The organism is Nonomuraea sp. NPDC003754 (genome assembly GCF_053605785.1).
The window spans coordinates 87,390-105,732 of sequence record NZ_JBSGJX010000003.1 but is presented as its reverse complement, the minus strand read 5'-3'; the positions used below and the strand labels follow the sequence as shown (position 1 = coordinate 105,732).

Sequence of the window (18,343 nt, the reverse complement as noted above, 5' to 3'; positions counted from 1 at the left end):
CGACGCGAGGGTGAGAACGCGAGTCTGACCCTCGCGGTCAGCCCGGGAGACGGCCGCCTGTCGTACGGTCGAGGAAGACGGGTGAGGGGAGATCGACGTGGTCCCAGGCTGCGGCAACTGCGATTGCTACGTGGAAGAACGAGTCCTGTTCAGGCCGCCGGACGAGCGCTGACCGATCGTGCTGGAGGGGCTCGCTCGGCGACGGGGCCCCTCTACCACCCGCTGATGCGACGTCAAGCGTGCGGTGCGCGCCCACGCCGAGCCGTACGATGCGCGTCCACGCCGAGTCGTACGATGCGCGTCCACGCCGAGTCGTACGATGCGCGTCCACGCCGAGTCGTACGGCCCGCGTCCACGCCGAGTCGTACGGCCCGCGTCCACGCCGAGTCGTACGGCCCGCGTCCACGGCCCGCGTCCACGCCGAGCCGTACAGCCCGCGTCCACGCCGAGCCGTACGATGCGCGCCCACGCCGAGCCGTACGATGCGCGCCCACGCCGAGCCGTACGCCCAGCGTGACGTCCCCGGACGTGCGTCGGCCGCGTGGAGCGGCCGAGGTCGACGGCGTGGGCGTTTCCCGACGTGGCGGCTCCTGCCGTCGGGCGCTCGTGCGGGTCAGAGCATGACGTGGGATTCCGGGTGGCCCACGAAGGAGAACTGGGCGACCCGGTTCAGCTTGATGTCGTCGGCCTGCCACGTGTGCATCGCCGAGTCGGCGCTGCGCCAGTACACGAAGTTGAACCGGTCGGCCGAGTAGATCTTGACCTTGTCCTCCTTCAGCCGCCGCACCAGGTGGGTGTCCTCGCCGCGGGTGATGTCCGCGAAACCGTACGAGCGGAACATGTCGGCCTTGCCGAGGAACGTGCCGCCCTGCACCAGCCACGTGTAGCGGTGTTCGAGGCCGGGCAGGCGCAGCATGGTCGTGTTGGTGCCCTCGAAGTAGGTGTAGTGGGCGCCCTTGCCGACGAGTTCGGCGTCGGAGTAGTCGAAGGCCCGCACCAGGTCGGACAGGTAGTGCTCGCCGTACAGGTTGTCGTCGTCCATCTTGGCGACGAGTTCGCCGTCGGCGGCGGCGATGCCCAGGTTCATGCACGCGCCCAGGGACATGTCGGCGGCGGCGGGCAGGACGACGACGTCGGAGATGCCCGCCATGCGGGCCTTGTCGGCGACGACGACGGGGTCGATGTCGAGGCCGTGCAGGACCATGACCAACTGGAGCGGCCGGTGGCGCTGCCGGGCGACGGAGCTGATGGCGTGTTCGATCTGCGCGGCGCGGTTGGTCGGCAGGACGACGGAGATGGCGCGCGAGCGCGACTCGACCGGGTGGCCCATGAGGCCGAGGATCTGGTCGACGCGGTGGGAGAACAGGTGCTTGTCGAAGACCTCGCGCATGGCGAGGTGGCCCATGCGGGCGCGCAGCTCGGGGCTGTTGATCAGGTGGAGCACCTGGTTGAAGGACTCGATGGGCTCGCGGGCGATGGGGATGAGCGGGCCGAAGGTCTCCTCGATGGCGCGGGACCAGCCGGAGACGACGGGGGTGGCGCACGCGGACAGTTCGAAGACGCGGCGCGCGCACATGGTGGGCGACTCGAGCACCGAGTTGACGTTGAGGAAGACCTTGTACATCCGGTAGGCCGCGAGCATCTGGTCGTAGGGGAGCTCGCCCACGATGTGCGGCCGGTACTTCTCGGGCCAGGCGTACTTGTCGTCGACGGAGCCGTTGCGCGCGAAGATGTGCAGGCCGAGCTCCCTGATCGGGTCGATCACGGTCTCCATCTGCTCGCGGCGCTCGGGGTGCTTGTCGCGGAAGTACATGCCCGCGAAGACCACGTCGTGCAGGCGTCCCTGCTTCTGCTGGATGGGGTTGTGCACGCGGGGCTGGGCGGCGAACTGCAGGACGTCCACCCGGTCATGTCCCAGAACTTCACGATATTTCGGGATCATGTCGCCGTCGCAGGTGAACACGTAGTCGAACAGCTTCGCCGTGTCGATGAAGAAGTCGAAGTTGGGCGGGTCCTCCTTGTTCCAGAAGACCGTGGGGATGCCCTCGGCGCGGCACCACGCGACCAGGTCCCGCAGCTCCTGCTTGGGCGCGTTGGTGCCGGTCATCTGGTACCGCCAGCGGCCCTGGTTGCCGTGCCAGGCCGACTCGCAGAACAGCAGGTCGGGCCGCTTCTCGGCGAAGATCTCCGGCCAGTCGCGCAGGCCGAACTCGATCTGGTCCCACTCGTAGCGGAAGGCCATCCTGGAGAAGTCGTCCAGGATGACGGCGACCTTCAGGTCGGGCCGGTTGATCGGCCCGGTGGGCCACTTGACCGTCGGCACCTCGACCAGCGGCGGGCGCTTGCCCGCCGCCTCGGTGACCGTCGAGACCGGTGTCGGCGCGGCGGGCGCCTTCTCGTTCGAGCGCACCGCCGCCACGACCTTGCCCGGGTTCTTGGACGTCAGCGCCTCGCCCAGCTTGAACGCGCGCTTGGTCTGCGTGGCCTGCAGCTTCCAGGTGGCGTACTCGGCGCGGGCCTCGGCGATCTCCAGCCGCCGCCGCAGCTCCTTGATCTCCTCTTCGTATCTCTCGACGAGCTTGCGCTCCTCAGGGAGCCAGTTGATCGGCCCGAGTCGCTGGAAGGTCGGCTCTTCTGAAGACATCCGCTCGTCCTCACTAAGTCAAAGGAGGTCTGTCATGGTACGGCTACTGCCGCCCGTTTCGTGAGGCCGGTGAGAGGTTCTCCCCCTTCAGCCACGACGCGATGACCCGCGCGATCCTCGGCCCCGCGGCGCCGTCCCACAGCACGGGCAGTTCCCCGGCCGGGGTCGTGGCCCCGTCGGACAGCGCCTTGGACGCGGCGGCGGCCAGCGCCGCGGGGGTGACGAGCCTGTTGGTGCCGTGGGTGACGGTGATCGGCCGCTCGGTGTTGGGCCTGACGGTGAGGCACGGCACGCCGAGCATCGTGGTCTCTTCCTGCACGCCGCCCGAGTCGGTCACGACCAGCGCGGCGCCCCGCACGAGCGAGAGGAAGTCGACGTATCCGAGCGGGTCGACGACCTTGACGTCGGGCCCGTCGACCAGGCCGACCGCGGCGAGCTGGGCGCGCCCGCGCGGGTGCATCGGCACGACCAGCGGGACCTGCGCGGCGACCTCGAGGACGGCGGAGACGAGCTCGCGGGCGGCCTCGGGCGTGTCCACGTTCGCCGGGCGGTGCAGCGTGGCCACGGCATAGCGAGAAGGTATACCGAGCCGTTCGACGACGGGCGCGGGGTCGAGCGAGGGGAGCGCGGCGAAGAGGCTGTCGATCATCGGGTTGCCGACCAGATGCGTCCTGGCGGCGGGCACGCCCTCGGCGGCCAGGTACGACAGCGCTTCGGGCGAGGTGGCGAACAGCAGGTCCGACAGCGAGTCGGTGACGATCCTGTTGACCTCCTCGGGCATCCCGCGGTCGAAGGAGCGCAGGCCCGCCTCGACGTGGGCGGTGGCGACGCCGAGCTTGGCGCAGACGAGGATGGCGGCCAGCGTGGAGTTGACGTCCCCGTAGACGATCACGAGGTCGGGCTCCTGCGCCAGGAAGACCTCCTCGAGGCCGACGAGGAGGGCCGCGGTCTGCTTGGCGTGCGTTCCCGATCCGACTCCGAGGTTCGCGACGGGTGCGGGGAGTCCGAGGTCGGCGAAGAAGACGTCCGACATCAGCGCGTCGTAGTGCTGACCGGTGTGGATGATGCCCTGCCGCACGCCCAGCTCGTCGAGTCCGCGGACCACGGGGGCGGCCTTCACGAAGTTGGGACGGGCGCCGAGGACATGGAGGACCAGGGGGTTCTCCCTCATCTACCTCGCCTTTCATAGCGGAAGGGGAAAAACGTTGCCTATGGTACGGTCACCGCGTGGTATCCGACGCCAGACCAAAGGTTTCCGCCAAGTCGGCCAGGGCCGGAGTCGGTGGACTTCTCAAGGGCTTCATCCAGCATCCGGTCATCGTTTCCCGCGTCGTCGTCGCGAAGGTGAAATCCGACCCCGTCCGGGTCGCCCAAGCCGCCGCCGACGCGCTCCCGCCGAGGCTGCGCCCCGTCGTGGGCCGGGTCGCCTGGCCGGCCGCCCGCAAGGTACGGCGTGCCGTCCGCAAGGTCGGCATGCGCGTGGTCAAGGCGCCGTGGAACGAGGCCAAGGCGCACTGGGACGCCGGACGCGTCACCGAGGCGGCCGAGGTCCTCGAGCCGCACGCCAAGTACCCCTTCGTGAAGCGCAGGGCCGCCTACTACCGGGGCGAGCTGGCCGCGATCAGCCCTGACCCGATCCCGCCGCGTCCCAAGGTGGCGATCACCGAGCGCGTGGCCGGTCGGGTGCTGCACATGGTCACCAACGCCCTGCCGTACACGCAGGCGGGTTACACGGTGCGCACGCACCGGATCGTGACCGCGCAGAAGGAGAAGGGCCTCGACCCGCACGTCGTGACCAGCTGGGGCTGGCCGATGCTGCAGGGCCACGCGGACGCCGCGCCGTTCGAGGAGCTCGACGGCATCCCGTACCACCGGCTGCTGCCTGACGGGCGGCAGGAGATGCCGTTCGAGACGCGGGGGCGCATCATCCTGGGCGCCGAGCGCGTCACCGAGCTGGTCGCCACGCTGCGGCCGCAGGTGCTGCACGCGGCCACCGACCACCGCAACGGGTCGATGGCGTACGCGGTCCGCGAGCGGACGGGCACGCCGTTCGTCTACGAGGTGCGCGGCTTCCTGGAGGAGACCTGGGCCTCGCGCGACCCGATCCGCATCGGCAGCGAGCGGCACGTCCTCCAGCGCGAGCGTGAGGCGTTCCTGATGCGCGAGGCGGACGCGGTGGTCACGCTGGCCGAGACCATGGCGCAGGAGATCGTGGAGCGCGGCGTGCCGCGCGAGAAGATCCGTTTGGCGCCCAACGCGGTGGACGACTCGCTGCTGACGGCCGACTACGACGGCGAGGCCTTCCGCCGGTCGATGGGCATCGGCGACGACGAGATCGTGGTCGGCTCGGTCTCCAGCATCGTGGCCTACGAGGGTTTCGCGACCCTGCTGCGGGCGGGCGCGCTGCTCAGGAAGGACGTCAGGGTCCTCATCGTCGGCGACGGCACCGAGCGGGACAACCTGCTCGCGCTCGTGGATGAGCTCGGCCTCGACAACGCCATCCTGCCGGGCCGGGTGGGCCCCGAGGAGGCGCTGCAGGCGCAGGCGGCGATCGACATCTTCGTCTGCCCCCGCGAGGACCTGAGGGTGTGCCGGCTCGTTACGCCATTGAAACCCGTCGAGGCGATGGCGCTCGGCAAGCCCGTCGTGCTGAGCGATCTGCCCGCGCTGTCCGAGCTCGTCGGCTCCGAGGGCGCGGGTCTGCTGGTCCCGCCCGGCGACCCGGAGGCGCTCGCCAAGGCGCTGTCCGACCTGCGACAGGACCCGGCCAGGCGAGCTGAGATGGGTGAGGCTGGAAAGGCGGAAGTGGCAGCAAAGCGGACATGGAGCCGCGTTGCCGAGACTTATCGTGACCTTTACCGAACGCTTGAAGAACGATGACCTACAAGTTCGCTGTCGGTTCTGACGGGTTCGGTCGCATTAGGCGTGAGCTAGGTGGACTTGAGATAACCTTTGCCACCATGAAGTGTTCTAAGGCGATGTCGTGACGGATTTCGACCTGGCAGTCATCGGCCTGGGTTACGTCGGCATGCCGCTGGCCAAGGAGGCCGTGGCGGCAGGCCTGCGGGTCGTCGGCGTGGACGTCGACCCCCGCAAGGTCGACGCGCTCAACGCCGGTCAGTCCTACATCGACGACCTGACCGACGCCGACCTCGAGCACATGCTGGCCAACGGCTTCAGCGCCACGCTCGACGAATCGGTGCTGGCAGCCAGCGACACGATCGTCATCTGCGTTCCCACGCCGCTGGACGAGGACCACCGTCCCGACCTGTCGGCGGTCGAGGGCGCGACCAAGGCGGTCGCGCGCAACCTCAGCCGCGGAACCCTCGTCGTCCTGGAGTCCACGACCTACCCCGGCACCACCGACGGTGTGGCCAGGCCGCTGCTCGAGACCTCGGGTCTCGTCGCCGGCGTCGACTTCCAGCTCGCCTTCTCTCCCGAGCGCATCGACCCCGGCAACCCCAAGTACGGCCTGCGCAACACCCCCAAGGTCGTCGGCGGCTACACCGACACCTGCCGTGACCGGGCCGCCGCCTTCTACGGCCAGTTCATCGAGCAGATCGTGCCGGTCAGCGGCACCCGCGAGGCCGAGATGGCCAAGCTGCTGGAGAACACCTACCGGCACGTCAACATCGCCCTCGTCAACGAGATGGCGATCTTCTGCGACGAGCTCGGCGTCGACCTGTGGGAGGCGATCGAGGCCGCGGCGACCAAGCCGTTCGGCTTCCAGAAGTTCCTTCCCGGACCCGGCGTCGGCGGCCACTGCATCCCCGTGGACCCCGGCTACCTGTCGTACACGGTCCGCAAGCTCGGCTACCCGTTCCGGTTCGTCGAGCTGGCGCAGGAGATCAACGAGCGGATGCCCGCGTACGTGGTCAACCGCGTCCAGCGCCTGCTCAACCGGCACCGCAAGGCCGTGAACGGCGCCAAGGTCGTGCTGCTCGGCGTCACCTACAAGCCGGACATCGCCGACGAGCGCGAGACCCCCGCCCTGCCCGTCGCCCGGGCGCTGCTGGAGCTGGGCGCGGAGCTCACGTTCGTGGACCCCTACGTCAAGGAGTGGTCGGTTGACGGCACCGCGGTGCCGCGTGAGGAGGACCTGGCCGAGGCCGTCGTGACCGCGGACGTGACGCTGCTGCTGCAGCAGCACGCCGCTTTCGACCTCGACATGGTCGAGGAGAACGCCAGGCTCGTGCTGGACACCCGCGGCGTGCTCGCCGAGGGTGAACGCGTCGAGCGGCTGTAGCGACAGGGGGCTGCGCGCAGTGCACGTGCTCGTCATGACGGTGGTGCATAACCCCGAGGACGCCCGGATCCTGCACCGGCAGATCCGCGCTCTCGTGGATGCCGGTCATGAGGTCACGTACGCGGCGTCCTTCTCCGCCCACGGCGTGGTCGCCAGACCGTGGGTGAACGCCATCGACCTGCCCAGGGCGGCCCAGCGCAAGCGCATCCGGGCCGTGTGGGAGGCGCGAAGGGCGTTCAAGCGCCTGCGTGACAAGGTCGACCTCGTCCTCATCCACGACCCCGAGTTGCTGTTCTCGGTCTGGGGCATGCGCCGCAGGCCGCCCGTGGTCTGGGACGTGCACGAGGACACCCCGGCCACGCTGTCGCTGAAGCCCTGGCTGCCGTCGTTCCTGCGTCCGCCGGTGCGCTTCCTGGCCCGCCTGCTGGAGGGCACCGCCGAGCGGGGACTGCACCTGCTGCTGGCGGAGACCGCCTACGCGGGCAGGTTCAAGCACGCCCACCTCATCGTCCCCAACGAGACGTGGGTGCCCGACGACGTGACGCCGCCCGGCGACGACAGGGTCGTCTACCTCGGCTGGCTGTCCAGGGCGCGCGGCGTCCAGGAGGCGATCGAGGTCGGCCGCCTGCTGCAGCCGTACAAGGTGGCGGTCGAACTGATCGGCTACGCCGACCCGCAGTCGCGGCCCGCGCTCAACCAGGCGGTGGCCGACGGCGTGCTGGAGTGGCGTGACTTCATGCCGAACGACGAGGCGCTGAAGCGGCTCGACGGCGCGCTGGCCGGGCTGTCGCTCCTGCACGACGAGCCCAACTACCGCCACTCCATGCCCACGAAGATCGTGGAGTACATGGCGCACGGGATCCCCGTGATAACGACTCCCTCGCCGCGCGCGGTGGAGCTGGTCGAGCGGTACTCCAGCGGCGTGGTCGTGCCGTGGGAGGACCCCAAGGCCGTGGCGCAGGCCGTCCTGTCACTCAGGGACGACCAGCGCGAACGGCACGCGATGGGGGCCCGCGGTTACGCCGCGGCCCGCGCCAACCACCACTGGCCGAACTCGGCACGCAGGTTCGTCGCCCAACTGGAGTCCTGGGCCGGCGTCAAGAAGTAGCGTTTATCCCCTGCTGATCACGAGGGCGGTAGGTTCCTGAACGTGCGCTGGCTCACTGTGCTTCTGGGTGCCGCGATCCTGGCCGCCATCGCGGCGGTGGTCATGGTCCTTCCCGACAAGGAGCCGACCGCGGTCGACACCCGGGCCTCGGCCGCGCCCTCCGCGTCCAAGAAGGCGTTGCCGCAGCCGACCGCCAAGCAGTTCAGGGACTCCTGCGGCACCTTCGACCTGCAGGACGTCAAGCCGTACGCGATCACCGGCTACTGGATCACCCCGTCGAGCAACCCGTGCACGTGGCGGCACCAGATGGAGGAGATCCACGCCGCCGGCGGCGACACCGTCATCAGGATCGGGTACGGCCTGCAGTACCGGCCGGTCAGGGACGGCCAGATCCTGACCAGGGACGGCGAGGTCGACCCGCGCTACACCGACTGCGAGGGGTGCTGGACCGAGGCGGAGGACGACCTCAGGCGGGCCAACCCCGGCAACAGGATCGGCCGCACCTTCGTGTACCGGACCGACGAGGCGTTCGGCCCGGGCCTGTTCCGCTGCCCCCAGATGGAACGCGCCATCGAGAGCCACAAGCGGGTCTACTACCGGCTCATCGCCGCGCCCGACGGCTCCGACGACGCCACCTGCGACTTCAGCAAGACGGGACGCTCCTACGACCTGATCCTGATCGCCGGCGCGAAGAAGGACAGCCTCGAGGAGCTGCTCGACCTCGGCGAGACGTTCGGCATCCAGGTCTTCCCCTCGCTGCCGATGGCGCCGCGCGACTCGGACGTGGCGACCAGGGCCAGCCAGAAGCACATGCCCGTGCTCGTCACGCTGACCCGCAGGATCCTGCAGGACTACGGCGACCGCTTCAAGGACAGGGCCTCGCTCGGCGGCTTCTACCAGCCCTTCGAGCTGCAGATGGGCGCCACCATGGCCACCAACCCGACCCTGCAGGTCTACTCCGAGCAGCACGTCATCATCGAACAGGAGCTGCCCGGCAAGCCGATCCTGGTCAGCCCCTACATGGACGCCCGCAAGCGGGTGGGGTTCGGCCAGACCCCGAAGCAGGTCGCCGAGGGCTTCAAGGCGCTGGCCAAGTCGGGCGTCGGCATCATCGCCCCCCAGGACAGCAGGGGCACCGGCAAGGTCGGCCTGTTCTGGCCCGACCAGCGGTACGAGGAGGTCGACCCGCGCCTGCGCCCGGTCGTCGGGGAGACCACCTACGACACCGCCTACCACGGCTCGACCCGCGACTACTACCGTGAGATGGCCCTCGCCCGCGAGCAACTCGTCGAGGAGGGCTTCGAGGTCGACCTGTGGGCGAACGTCGAGTCGTTCGAGCCCTCGGCCGTCACCCCGTGCCAGCCGCAGGGCACCCGCGGCGCGACCGACAAGAAGCGCCTCGACGCGGCGGTCGCGATGACCGGCAGGTACGTGCAGAAGGTCGTCTCCTACATGTGGAGCGACTTCTTCACCTGCGGCGACTCCCCGCTCAAGGAGCAGGTCACGGCCGACCACCGGCGGCCCATCGCGGTCGACGCGGTCAGGACCTCGCCGAACGAGGAGGACGGCATCGAGGTCCGCGGCTACAACCTGGAGCCGGGCGGCACCATCACGATGACCTGGCCGGGCGGGTCGGCCGAGCTGCTGATCTCCGCGACCGACGCGCCCAACGAGGCCATGGCCGACCGCATCGTGGTCGCCTGGGTGCCCTTCGACTGGTCGCAGGTGCCCCTCGGCGTCTGGGTCAAGGTCGGGGTGCGCTCACCGACGGGCCTGGAGGCCACCGAGCCGTTGCACGTGCGCGTCAGCGTGTAACGTGCCTGGCATGGTCCCCACCGTTCCGGTCAGCGTGGACCTCGTCGTCCTCACTGTCCGTTGTCAGGCGCTCTCGGCTCTGCTGTGGCGCCGTGACAACCCGCCGTTCCTGCGCCGATGGTCGCTGTCCGGCGGCTTCATCCAACTCGACGAGGACCTGCCCGACGCCGCCCGCCGCATCCTGGCCGAACGCGCGGGCCTGCCCGGCGCGCCCGTCCACCTGGAGCAGCTGCAGACCTACGGCTACCCCGACCGCGACCCGCGCCAGCGCGTCCTGTCCGTGGCCTACCTGGGGCTGGCTCCCGACCTGCCCGCCTCGGAGAAGGCGCACATGGCGTGGGTGCCCGTCTCCGAGCTGAACGTCATGGCCTTCGACCACCGGCGCATCATGCTCGACGGCATCGAGCGGGCGCGCGCCAAGCTGGAGTACACCTCGCTCGGCGCGGCCTTCTGCCCGCCCGAGTTCACGGTGGCCGACCTGCGGCGCGTCTACGAGATCGTCTGGGGGCGCCCGCTCGACCCGCGCAACTTCCACCGCAAGGTGACCAAGGCCGAGGGGTTCCTCGTCGAGACGGGCGGGACCACCACCCGCGACGGCGGCCGTCCCGCCAAGCTCTACCGCCGCGGGCCGGCCGAACTGCTCCACCCGCCGATGCTGCGCTCGCTCAAGGAGTAGTCGCGCCCCGGCGCGGACGTGAAGGCGGATCGGGGAATCGGCGGAGTACAGCGGAGTACAGGTGTACGTCCGTCGAAGACCTCCGTCACGATCGTCAAGTCGACCGGGTGGACCAGCGAGAAGCCTGCCGTTCCCGCCGACTAACATGAGGCCATGCCTCGATTCCGTGCGATTCTTGACACTATGCCCCCGTACAAGGCGGGCAGGGCCGTGGTGAGTGCCGACGGCAGGTCGTACAAGCTCTCCTCCAACGAGTCGCCCTACGATCCGCTGCCGTCGGTCGTCGAGGCGATCGCCGAGGGCGCGAGGCAGATCAACCGGTACCCCGATCCTGGCGCGGTCAAGCTCACCGAGATGATCGCGGCCAGGTACGGGGTGCCGGCCGAGCATGTGGCGCTCGGCGCGGGCTCGGTCACCGTGGCCCAGCAGCTGTTCGAGACGTTCGGCGAGCCGGGCGTCGAGGTGATCTACGCCTGGCGCTCCTTCGAGGCGTACCCGCTGCTGGCGGACCTGGCCGGGGTGACCTCCGTCCGGGTGCCGCTGGCCGGCGAGGACCACGACCTGGACGCCATGGCGGCGGCCGTCACCGACCGCACCTCCATGATCTTCGTCTGCAACCCGAACAACCCGACCGGCACCTCCATCCGGCGCGCCGAGCTCGAGGCGTTCCTCGACAAGGTCCCCTCCGACGTGCTGGTGGTGCTGGACGAGGCCTACCGTGAGTACGTCCGCGACGCCGACGTCCCCGACGGGCTCACCCTCTACCGCGACCGGCCCAACGTGTGCGTCCTGCGTACCTTCTCCAAGGCGTACGGCCTGGCGGGGCTGCGCGTGGGCTACCTGATCGGGCACGAGCCCGTGGCCGCGGCCGTCCGCAAGACGATCGTCCCGTTCGCGGTCAACCACCTGGCGCAGCTGGCCGCCATCGCCTCGCTGGAGACGCAGGCCGAGAAGGAACTGCTGGACCGGGTCGACTTCGTGGTCAAGGAGCGCACCAGGGTCCGCGAGGCGCTCGTCGCGCAGGGCTGGACGGTGCCGCCGACGGAGGCCAACTTCGTGTGGCTGCGCCTCGGCGAGCGCACGACGGACTTCGCGGCGGCGTGCGCGGTCGAGGGTGTGGCGGTGCGGCCGTTCCCCGGTGAGGGGGCGCGCGTGTCGATCGGCACCCCCGAGGCCAACGACGCCTTCCTGCGGGCGGCGGCCGACTTCCGCCAGTCCTGACGGGACCGTCCGGGCCGTCCCGCCGGGAGGCGGCCCGGGTTCGCGTGGTCACTCCAGGCGGAGGGTCTCGTGCCGCGTGGCAGGCAGCTCATGGAGGGTCTGGTGCCGCGTGGCCTATGGTTCCTGGCCACCGCTCACACCGAGGCGGACGTCGGCCCCATCGTCGACGCGTTCGCCGACGCTCTGCGGTCGCTTCCGCTCGGTTGTGATCACCAGCGCGACGCCGATCAGGATGACGAGACCGCCGCCGAGGATCCGCGGCGTCACCGGCTCGCCCAGCACCAGCGCGCCGAGCGCGACGGCCACCGCGGGATTGACGTACGCGTAGGTCGCCACCAGCGAGATGGGCGCGTTCCCCAGCAGCCAGACGAACGAGGTGAACCCGACCAGCGACCCCACCAGGATCAGGTACGCCAGCCCCACCCACGACCGGCCGGAGATCGCCGCCAGGTCCGTCCGCTCACCGAGCCCGGTGCCGAGCACCGCGAGTCCGAGGCCGCCGACGATCATCTCGACCGTGCTGGCGGCGAACGGGTTGGCCGGCATCGAGATGCGGCTCGACAGGAACGACCCCACCGCCCACGACAGTGATCCGATCAGCACGATGATGGTGCCGGTCGTCGAGTTCGCGCCGTGCCCGCCGGTGAGCGACAGCGCCGCCACGCCGACGAGGCCGATCAGCACGCCCGTCAGGGTGAGCACCTGTGGCCGGTCCCTGACCAGGAACCGGAACATCACCAGCCACAGCGGCACGGAGGCCACGAGCAGCGCCGCCAGGCCGGTGGAGATGTGCTGTTCGGCGACGGCGAGCAGGCCGTTGCCGAGTGTCAGCAGCAGCAACCCCGCCAGCGCCGCGCCGGCCAACTCCCTGCGGGTCATCCTGAACGCCGCGGTCCCGTTCTTGGCCAGCAGGAACCCGCCCAGCAGGATGCCTGCCGTGATGAACCGCATGGCCCCGCTGAGCATGGGCGGGATTGTCTCGACGGCGACGGCGATGCCGAGGTAGGTAGACCCCCACACCACGTAGACGATGCCCAGGGCCACCCAGATGAGCAGCCGCTTGTCAGTGGTGTTCTGTGTCATAGCTACTGACAATAACGAGTGGCCATGTGACGGTGTACGGCACCCCCACCGGGGGGACGACCGCCGGACCAGGCGATCAGCGCCGCCCACGCAAGCCCGGGGGATGCGCCGCCGGAGCAGGCGATCCCGGCCCTCCGCGCAAGCCCTGGGGAGGCGTAGGGGAGCGGGCGATCACGGCTGCCCGGGGGATGCGCTGTCGGATCAGACGATTATGGCCGTCCGTTGGAAACCCCGGCCCCGCACTCCCGGTGACGCGTATCCCTTGGACAGACGGCGGCCCCGCGCCAGGGGTGGCGCGGGGCCGGGCGTGCCGTACGAAACCCAGAAAAGGTAGGGGTCCGCCGCCCCGAGAAGGGGAAGGGGGGCGGCGGACCGGACTGGTGGTGACGTCAGCGCGGGCCGAGCTTCTCCACGATCAACCGGTACAGCTGGCGCGGACGGCCCGGCTGGGGCGTGCGGTTCGGCGGAAGCGGCCACGCGAGTCCCTCGTCAACCAGCGTGCGCAGCAACCGCCGAGCGGTGCGCGGAGTGACTCCGAGCATCTTCCCCGCCCCTTCGGCGTCCACCACGGTGTCGCCCCCCTCCAGTTTCGCCGCCAGCCTGGCGAGCACCTCGACGCCTTTCGGCTTGAGCGGCGTCGAACCCTGAGGGGGCATCCTCGGCGCGGGGATCAGTGCTCTCCCCTCGCGATCGACCGCGAACCCCTGTGCCTGCTTGCCCGCCTGCGAGCGCGCGAGCGCCGCACGGGCGTGGGATTCCGCGTCATGTGTCGTACGGCCCATGCCCACGCCCACCTCGACCGCCAGGCCGAGTTCGTCGCGCACTCTGGCGGCGAACGGCAGCACACGGAAGCCGTCGGTCGCGGACGCGATCGAGCCACGGGTGGCGATGATCAGGTAGCTGTGGTCGTCGATGGGCCAGACGGTGGCGTTGATCCTGTTGGCCTCCTGGACCAGTAGGCGGTGCAGTGACAGGCGCAGTTCGTCGCGCCAGTAGCGGGGCGCCGCGCGGCGCACGGGCTCCCGCAGTGTCGGTACCTCGACGAGTACGACGGTGAGTTGTGACTCCTCCAATCTGTGGTGGGCGCCGAGCAGCGCCGCGGTATGCAGCGCGGACCGCACGGCCGCCGATGTGGGTCTGATCCTGATCACGGGCACGCCCGCGGTGTGCAGCCGGTCCGCGACCGCGGGAAGGCATGTCAGCGCTCCCGTCGTCGCGCCCTGCCGGGCCAGCCGTTCGTGGTAGGCCGCGATCGTGCCGGTGGCGCCCGGCTCGTCGCGGCTGTGCACGTCCGTCGCCGGGATGCCCAGATCGGTGTAGGCCTCCTCGACGTCGGCGCGTGACACCACGTCGATGCTCACCCGTTGCGGGTCGAGCCGCGGGTCGATCGCCGCCTTCGCCAGCGCGGCGACCAGCGCGGCGCCGCCGAGCTGGACATACGTCGCGGGCATCGTCAGCACCCCTGACCGCCTTGCCAGGTCATAGGGAACCGGGCTGGCGAACAGACACGCGTCCACCCCCGGTCCAAGCCTGGTGACCTTGTCCGCCGCCTCCTGCTCGTCGCGGTAGGCGGCGGCCACGAGGCGGCAGGGAAGGGGTGCCGCGGCATGACCCATCAGCATCACGCGCTCGACCAGATCGTGAGGTCCGACCACACCGATAGTGAGGTCCGGTGTCATGGCGCCCGGGCGTGATACTCGGTGAGGCTCTTCGGTCCGCTCGACCAATGTTCGTCCCATCCTGCCGTCCATTGCAGTGCTCTCTTTTGGAACGATCGCTCGCGAGGGCCATAATGTCACGCCCAAATTTTCCAGAAAGCGACTCTGGAATGAGTTTCAGCAGCTCAGGCCGGAGAAACTTCGCGGATAATATCCGCGCCCAAGGCCCGCATTCGCTCGGCCAGATGCGCATGGCCACGGTCGATCAGATAGCCCGACTCGATGACCGTCTCGCCTTCGGCGGCGAGCCCGGCCAGAACGAGCGCGATTCCCGAGCGGAGATCGTGGGCCGTCACCCGCGTGCCGGTGAGTGGAGTGTGGCCGTGGACGGTGGCGGCGTTGTCCTTGACCCTGACGTCGGCGCCCATCTTGTTGAGCTCGCCGGCCAGCGCGAACCGGCCGTCGAAGATGCGCTCGTGGATGTAGCTGATGCCGTCGGCGAAGCAGGCCACGGTCATCATCGGCGACTGCAGGTCGGTGGCGAAGCCGGGGTAGGTGTCGGTGATGACGTTGATCGGCTTCAGCGGGCTGTGGTGGCAGCGGACGCTGAGCACCGCGCCCTGGGTGGCGAACTCCACACCCATCTGCTCGAGCTTGTAGCGGACCACGCCGAGGTCGAGGCCGGTGCCGACGAGGTTGAGCTCGCCACCGGTGATGACCGCCGCCATGGCGAACACGCCCGCGTCGAGCCGGTCGGGCATCACGGTGTGCTCGACCGCGCGCAGCTCGCTGACGCCCTCGACGGTGATGAACCCGGTGCCGCCGCCGCTGATCTTCGCGCCCATCTTGGTGAGCATGTCGATCACGTCGAGCACCTCGGGCTCGAGCGCGGCGTTCTCGATCACGGTCGTGCCGCTGGCCAGCGCGGCGGCCATGATGAGGTTCTCGGTGCCGGTGTGGGAGGGGGTGTCGAGGTACAGGGTCGCGCCCGTCAGCCCGGAGGACTTGACGTGGATGACGGTCTCGCTCTCGTCGACGATCGCGCCCAGGCGCTTGTAGCCGAGGTAGTGGAAGTCGAGGTTGCGGCTGCCGAGGTTGCAGCCGCCGACGCCCTCGACCACGGCCTCACCCAGCCGGTGCAGCAGCGCGGGCGTGAACAGGACCGAACCGCGGAAGCGCCTGGCGATCTCGGCGGGCAGGATCGGGCTGGTCAGCTTGGAGGCGTCGATGACCAGCGTGCGCTCGGCCTCGTGGAGCTCCACGTGCGCGCCGACGGCCTGGGCGAGCTCGACCGCCCGGCGCACGTCCTCGATGATCGGGACGTTGCGCAGGACCGTACGGCCCTCGGCCGCGAGCAGGGCGGCGCCGATCATGGGCAGCACGGCGTTCTTCGCGCCCTGGATGAACGCGGTTCCACGCAGTGCGTTGCCACCGCGCACGCGGTAACGGACCATTCGCTTCCGCTCTCCCTCGGTAAAAGTGATCTGGGTAAAAGTGATTCGACCGCGCCCACAGTAGCCGCTGTGGACGCGTGACCCGGCCGATTCGCCCCGTGACTACCCGGTAAAGGAGAGTCCTGTGAGGCGTTCGTACGCCTCGACATAGCGCCGGCGCGTCCGCTCGACCACTTCGGCGGGAAGAGGCGGCGGCGCTTCAGTGGATGATTTGTCCCATCCAGATTCCGGCGAAGTTAGCCAATCACGGACATATTGCTTGTCAAATGAGGGCTGCGCGCGGCCCGGCTGCCACTCGTCGAGCGGCCAGAAGCGGGAGGAGTCGGGCGTGAGGACCTCGTCGCCCAGCGTCAGCACCCCGTCGGCGTCCCAGCCGAGCTCGATCTTGGTGTCGGCGAGGATGATGCCGCGCTCGCGGGCGATCTCCGCGCCCCTCTCGTAGACGGCGAGCGTGATCCTGCGGATCTCGTGCGCGGTCTCCTCCCCGACCTGCGCCACCACCTCGTCGAAGGAGATCGGCTCGTCGTGCTCGCCGACCGGGGCCTTGGTGGACGGGGTGAAGATCGGCTCGGGCAGCCGCGAGCCGTCCTCCAGGCCCTGCGGCAGCCGTACGCCGGAGACGGCGCCGTCGCGGCGGTAGTCGGCCAGGCCCCCGCCCGCCAGATACCCGCGCGCCACGCACTCGACCGGCACCATGCGCAGCGGCTTGCACACCATGCTGCGCGTGTCGGGCGCGGGACCGGCCAGGTGGTGGGGGACGATGTCCTTGAGCTGCTCGAACCACCACAGCGACAGCTGCGTGAGGATCGCCCCCTTGTCGGGGATGTCGGGGCGCAGCACGTGGTCGAAGGCCGAGATCCGGTCGGAGGCGACCATCAGCAGCAGGCCCTCGTCGGTCTCGTAGAGGTCGCGAACCTTGCCGGAGTGCAGGTGTTTCATCGGGCGATGTCCGTCCTGTGGTGGGAGCCGCGCAGCCTGACCCTGCCGACCAGCTCGTAGGCGTTGTTCCTGGCGCTCTGCTGGTCGGGACCCGTGCCGACCACGGCCAGCACCCTGCCGCCCGCGGAGACCGTCCGGCCGTCCTTGACCGCCGTGCCGGCGTGCAGGACGTAGGCGTGCTCCGTCGGCTCCAGGCCGGTGATCACGTCGCCCTTCACCGGGTCGGCCGGGTAGTTCTCCGCCGCGACGACGACGGCCACCGCCGAGCCGGCGCGGTAGGCCAGCGGCGGCTGCTCGGCCAGCGTGCCCGTCGCGCACGCCATGAGCACCCCGGCCAGCGGCGTCTCCAGGCGGTCGAGCACGACCTGCGTCTCGGGGTCGCCGAAGCGCGCGTTGAACTCGACGACCTTCGGCCCCTTCGACGTCAGCGCCAGCCCGACGTAGAGCACCCCGTTGTACGGCAGGCCCCGCCGCGCCAGCTCGCTCACGGTCGGGTGCACGACCTCGCGCATCACCTGCTCCGCCAGGCCCTCGGGCGCCCACGGCAGCGGCGTGTAGGCGCCCATGCCGCCGGTGTTCGGGCCCTGGTCGCCGTCGTAGGCGCGCTTGAAGTCCTGGGCCGGCTGCAGCGCCACGGCAGTCGCGCCGTCGCACAGCGCGAACAGCGACACCTCGGGGCCGTCGAGGAACTCCTCGATCACCACCCGCTCGCACGCCTCCGCGTGCTCCAGCGCCGCGGCGTGGTCGTCGGTGACGACCACGCCCTTGCCGGCCGCCAACCCGTCGTCCTTGACCACGTACGGCGCGCCGAACTCCGCGAGCGCCGCCTCGGCCTCCTCCCGCGTCGCGCAGGTGCGCGACCGCGCCGTGGGAACGCCCGCGGCCTGCATGATCTCCTTGGCGAACGCCTTGGAGCCCTCGATCATCGCCGCCTCGCGTCCGGGGCCGAAGCAGGGGATCCCGCTCGAGCGGACCGCGTCGGCCACGCCCGCCACCAGCGGCGCCTCGGGCCCGACGACGACCAGGTCGGCGCCGAGCTTCTCGGCCAGCCCGGCGACCTGTTGGGGGTCGGTGGGGACGATGTCGTGCAGGGTCGCGATCTCCGCGATGCCGGCGTTGCCCGGCGCACAGTGGAGCTCGGAAACCTGGGGGTCGAGTTTGAGCGAGCGGCACAGGGCGTGTTCCCGCCCGCCGGATCCAATCACAAGAACGCGCACCCGCTCATTCTCCCAGCTCGCACCGCGCCCCTCACACTCGCGTGGCCTTCTCGCCGCCGCGGGGACACCGCTCCCGCAACCGTCGAGAAGCGCCCCCGGGGCGGTCCGCGCCACGGGACGGACGAAGGCGTGGCCACGTGGTCGAGGAGCGGATGTGCGGGAATCGGGACGAATCTTTGTGACGTTCTACGCGATCAGCCGGTCTGACCCGAGTAAGGTGTGGGGGGTTACCGGCCTGTGGTAGTTTGGGTCGGCTTTGCGGCGTCTTGTGTGATTGGAGGT

General features: G+C 70.0%; 13 protein-coding genes. 6 read left to right on the top strand and 7 right to left on the bottom strand.

Features of this window, described 5'->3' with window-relative positions:
- Positions 1–613: 613 nt before the first annotated feature.
- Entirely contained in the window at positions 614–2,644 is a 2,031-nt protein-coding gene (locus tag ACWEVS_RS04905) for a glycosyltransferase family protein (RefSeq protein ID WP_452413035.1), read from the bottom strand.
- Positions 2,645–2,687: 43 nt separating this feature from the next.
- A complete protein-coding gene (gene wecB / locus ACWEVS_RS04900; protein ID WP_354920387.1) occupies positions 2,688–3,815 on the bottom strand; it encodes a non-hydrolyzing UDP-N-acetylglucosamine 2-epimerase in 1,128 nt (375 codons plus the stop codon).
- 56 nt (positions 3,816–3,871) lie between these two features.
- Between wecB and ACWEVS_RS04895 the strand changes: the two genes are divergently transcribed.
- The 6 genes from ACWEVS_RS04895 (at position 3,872) to hisC (ending at position 11,710) form a co-directional block, all read left to right on the top strand.
- Positions 3,872–5,524: a glycosyltransferase family 4 protein gene (locus ACWEVS_RS04895; protein ID WP_452549970.1), complete on the top strand. Its 1,653-nt coding sequence runs from the start codon at positions 3,872–3,874 to the stop codon at positions 5,522–5,524.
- A 103-nt stretch (positions 5,525–5,627) separates the two neighbouring features.
- Complete coding sequence (locus ACWEVS_RS04890) at positions 5,628–6,890, top strand: nucleotide sugar dehydrogenase (RefSeq protein WP_449915610.1); 1,263 nt, start codon at positions 5,628–5,630, stop codon at positions 6,888–6,890.
- A gap of 19 nt (positions 6,891–6,909) precedes the next feature.
- Complete coding sequence (locus ACWEVS_RS04885) at positions 6,910–7,998, top strand: glycosyltransferase (protein WP_449915609.1); 1,089 nt, start codon at positions 6,910–6,912, stop codon at positions 7,996–7,998.
- A gap of 42 nt (positions 7,999–8,040) precedes the next feature.
- Entirely contained in the window at positions 8,041–9,813 is a 1,773-nt protein-coding gene (locus tag ACWEVS_RS04880; protein WP_452549968.1) for a DUF4434 domain-containing protein, read from the top strand.
- Positions 9,814–9,823: 10 nt separating this feature from the next.
- Positions 9,824–10,489 carry an NUDIX hydrolase gene (locus tag ACWEVS_RS04875; protein WP_354920373.1) on the top strand — a complete coding sequence of 222 codons (666 nt, stop codon included), beginning with the start codon at positions 9,824–9,826 and terminating at the stop codon, positions 10,487–10,489.
- Between the two features lie 153 nt (positions 10,490–10,642).
- Positions 10,643–11,710, top strand: coding sequence for a histidinol-phosphate transaminase (gene hisC / locus ACWEVS_RS04870; RefSeq protein ID WP_449915604.1), 1,068 nt, complete (start codon positions 10,643–10,645; stop codon positions 11,708–11,710).
- A 114-nt stretch (positions 11,711–11,824) separates the two neighbouring features.
- On the opposite strand, the gene ACWEVS_RS04865 is transcribed toward hisC, so the two are convergent.
- From ACWEVS_RS04865 to purD, 5 genes are all read right to left on the bottom strand, one after another.
- Positions 11,825–12,793 carry an EamA family transporter gene (locus ACWEVS_RS04865; protein WP_452549967.1) on the bottom strand — a complete coding sequence of 323 codons (969 nt, stop codon included), beginning with the start codon at positions 12,791–12,793 and terminating at the stop codon, positions 11,825–11,827.
- Positions 12,794–13,182: 389 nt separating this feature from the next.
- Positions 13,183–14,472: a transcriptional regulator gene (locus tag ACWEVS_RS04860; RefSeq protein ID WP_354920364.1), complete on the bottom strand. Its 1,290-nt coding sequence runs from the start codon at positions 14,470–14,472 to the stop codon at positions 13,183–13,185.
- A gap of 164 nt (positions 14,473–14,636) precedes the next feature.
- A complete protein-coding gene (gene murA / locus ACWEVS_RS04855; RefSeq protein WP_354920361.1) occupies positions 14,637–15,905 on the bottom strand; it encodes a UDP-N-acetylglucosamine 1-carboxyvinyltransferase in 1,269 nt (422 codons plus the stop codon).
- Positions 15,906–16,007: 102 nt separating this feature from the next.
- Positions 16,008–16,844: a phosphoribosylaminoimidazolesuccinocarboxamide synthase gene (locus tag ACWEVS_RS04850; RefSeq protein ID WP_452549965.1), complete on the bottom strand. Its 837-nt coding sequence runs from the start codon at positions 16,842–16,844 to the stop codon at positions 16,008–16,010.
- The gene (gene purD / locus ACWEVS_RS04845; RefSeq protein WP_452549963.1) at positions 16,841–18,061 is read right to left on the bottom strand and encodes a phosphoribosylamine--glycine ligase; all 1,221 of its coding nucleotides are present in this window, start codon (positions 18,059–18,061) and stop codon (positions 16,841–16,843) included. Before purD ends, ACWEVS_RS04850 begins: the two co-directional genes overlap by 4 nt.
- Between the last annotated feature and the right edge of the window lie 282 nt (positions 18,062–18,343).

Bases quoted from the DNA above. Each gene is read 5' to 3' on its own strand.
- ACWEVS_RS04905 (WP_452413035.1), bottom strand. From the start codon at position 2,644: ATGTCTTCAGAAGAGCCGACCTTCCAGCGACTCGGGCCGATCAACTGG.
- hisC (WP_449915604.1), top strand. From the start codon at position 10,643: ATGCCTCGATTCCGTGCGATTCTTGACACTATGCCCCCGTACAAGGCG.
- ACWEVS_RS04860 (WP_354920364.1), bottom strand. From the start codon at position 14,472: ATGACACCGGACCTCACTATCGGTGTGGTCGGACCTCACGATCTGGTC.
- ACWEVS_RS04865 (WP_452549967.1), bottom strand. From the start codon at position 12,793: ATGACACAGAACACCACTGACAAGCGGCTGCTCATCTGGGTGGCCCTG.
- murA (WP_354920361.1), bottom strand. From the start codon at position 15,905: ATGGTCCGTTACCGCGTGCGCGGTGGCAACGCACTGCGTGGAACCGCG.
- wecB (WP_354920387.1), bottom strand. From the start codon at position 3,815: ATGAGGGAGAACCCCCTGGTCCTCCATGTCCTCGGCGCCCGTCCCAAC.
- ACWEVS_RS04875 (WP_354920373.1), top strand. From the start codon at position 9,824: ATGGTCCCCACCGTTCCGGTCAGCGTGGACCTCGTCGTCCTCACTGTC.
- ACWEVS_RS04850 (WP_452549965.1), bottom strand. From the start codon at position 16,844: ATGAAACACCTGCACTCCGGCAAGGTTCGCGACCTCTACGAGACCGAC.